Source organism: Notoacmeibacter sp. MSK16QG-6, from assembly GCF_024158145.1.
Taxonomy (GTDB): domain Bacteria; phylum Pseudomonadota; class Alphaproteobacteria; order Rhizobiales; family Rhizobiaceae; genus Notoacmeibacter.
This window is the reverse complement of sequence record NZ_JAMYXM010000011.1, coordinates 1-2,500: the sequence shown is the minus strand read 5'-3', so window position 1 is coordinate 2,500 and position 2,500 is coordinate 1. Positions and strand designations below refer to the sequence as shown.

Sequence of the window (2,500 nt, the reverse complement as noted above, 5' to 3'; positions counted from 1 at the left end):
AAGGCGTAGTCGATGGGAACTGGGTGAATATTCCCAGGCCAGGTGGTAGTGACGGATCGCGTCAGTCGTTTATCCTTATCGGATTGGATAGGCGGCCAAGCGGTCCCAGGAAATAGCTCCACCGTGAGACCGTACCCGAAACCGACACAGGTGGACAGGTAGAGTATACCAAGGCGCTTGAGAGAACTATGTTGAAGGAACTCGGCAAATTGCACGCGTAACTTCGGAAGAAGCGTGACCCTTTTTTACGCAAGTGAAGGAGGGTGGCACAGACCAGGGGGTAGCGACTGTTTACCAAAAACACAGGGCTCTGCGAAGTCGCAAGACGACGTATAGGGTCTGACGCCTGCCCGGTGCTGGAAGGTTAAGAGGAGAGGTGAGAGCCTTGAATTGAAGCCCCAGTAAACGGCGGCCGTAACTATAACGGTCCTAAGGTAGCGAAATTCCTTGTCGGGTAAGTTCCGACCTGCACGAATGGCGTAACGACTTCCCCGCTGTCTCCAACATAGACTCAGTGAAATTGAATTCCCCGTGAAGATGCGGGGTACCTGCGGTTAGACGGAAAGACCCCGTGCACCTTTACTATAGCTTTGCACTGGCATTTGTGCCGACATGTGTAGGATAGGTGGTAGGCTTTGAAGCCTCCGCGCCAGCGGGGGTGGAGCCACCCTTGAAATACCACCCTTGTCGGCATGGATGTCTAACCGCGACCCGTTATCCGGGTCCGGGACCGTGCATGGTGGGTAGTTTGACTGGGGCGGTCGCCTCCTAAAGAGTAACGGAGGCGCGCGATGGTGGGCTCAGAGCGGTCGGAAATCGCTCGTTGAGTGCAATGGCATAAGCCCGCCTGACTGCGAGACTGACAAGTCGAGCAGAGACGAAAGTCGGTCATAGTGATCCGGTGGTCCCGTGTGGAAGGGCCATCGCTCAACGGATAAAAGGTACGCCGGGGATAACAGGCTGATGACCCCCAAGAGTCCATATCGACGGGGTTGTTTGGCACCTCGATGTCGACTCATCGCATCCTGGGGCTGGAGCAGGTCCCAAGGGTATGGCTGTTCGCCATTTAAAGCGGTACGTGAGTTGGGTTCAGAACGTCGTGAGACAGTTCGGTCCCTATCTGCCGTGGGTGTAGGAATATTGACAGGATCTGTCCCTAGTACGAGAGGACCGGGATGGACGTATCTCTGGTGGACCTGTTGTGGCGCCAGCCGCATTGCAGGGTAGCTATATACGGACGGGATAACCGCTGAAGGCATCTAAGCGGGAAACCCACCTGAAAACGAGTATTCCCTATCAGGGCCGTGGAAGACGACCACGTTGATAGGCCGGGTGTGGAAGCGCTGCAAAGCGTGAAGCTTACCGGTACTAATTGCCCGATCGGCTTGATCGTTCTCATTACCAGTGATCATCAGACCGGCAGCCCCAAAAAGTTGCAGACTTTTTGGATCAGGACTGCCGGCAAAAAATGATGATCATTGGATGATTGTTTTGTTCTCACGCCCGTACCGGTCGCTGCCGCGACCTGGGCTGCGAACCACGCGCGCCGTAAGGCGCGGCCCGCTTGCGGGCTCGGCCTTCGGCCGGACGAACATCATCCAGTACAGCGCACGTCAGACTTCTGGTCTGACGAAGCGCTTGAAACAGAAAGAAACCAGCTTCCAAAATGTTCTCACTTTGGTCATGAGGCGCGCAAGCGCACATGTTCAAAGGCGGATCTCCCGAACGCCATCGGCGTTCGCAAGGCCAAGGGGCCGTCGTCGGGCAGTCAGCCCGCCCCGACCGGAGGCCAGCAGCCGGCAGGCTGCGTATGGCCGTGAGGTCAAAGAAGATGCGCGTGAGAACAAAACAAAAGGCTTCGCCTCGCGAAGCCGATGCTTTTTATCGACCTGGTGGTTCTTGCGGAGCTTCAAACACCCGACCCCATTCCGAACTCGGCCGTGAAAGGCTCCAGCGCCGATGGTACTCCGTCTTAAGACGCGGGAGAGTAGGTCGCTGCCAGGTCTATAAAACGCATCACCTCCTGTCTGGCCGAACGGTCGACAGGCCGGACAAGTCGACACGTGTCGCTTCAAGGCGGCAACGCCGGACAGTCCCGCCGCCGTAGCGCCAGTCCTTCCGCGCTCACCAGCTTCCCAATATATCTTCTCATCACAATCGCCCTTCGCCGGAAACGCTTCCTTACCGTATCCGGCCCGCCGGACGAGACCCGTTCCCGTCGGCTAATCGCTTCGTCCTCAAGCGATGACGGACAGGCGGATAAAAAACCGGGCGGCCAGCCATACCGCCCGAAACTCGGTGACGCGGGCGAGCAGCCGCTCCGCACCGCCCGCAGCAGGCAGCGCCTTGCGAGGACGGGCAAAATGAAAAGACGGGCGGTAGGCTATAAGCGCCCGAAAACTTGGTGACGCGGGGTGGAGCAGCCCGGTAGCTCGTCAGGCTCATAACCTGAAGGTCGCAGGTTCAAATCCTGCCCCCGCAACCAAAAATTACAATAACT

The 2,500-nt window shown here is 57.5% G+C and carries 1 tRNA gene and 2 rRNA genes (1 of these 3 cut by a window edge); all 3 read left to right on the top strand.

What is annotated here, in order from left to right:
* A 23S ribosomal RNA gene (locus NIM86_RS17105) occupies positions 1 to 1,393 on the top strand (it extends 1,551 nt beyond the left edge of the window).
* 495 nt (positions 1,394 to 1,888) lie between these two features.
* Positions 1,889 to 2,004: ribosomal RNA gene (rrf, locus tag NIM86_RS17100) — 5S ribosomal RNA — on the top strand.
* A 404-nt stretch (positions 2,005 to 2,408) separates the two neighbouring features.
* Positions 2,409 to 2,485: transfer RNA gene (locus NIM86_RS17095), tRNA-Met, on the top strand.
* Positions 2,486 to 2,500: the final 15 nt, after the last annotated feature.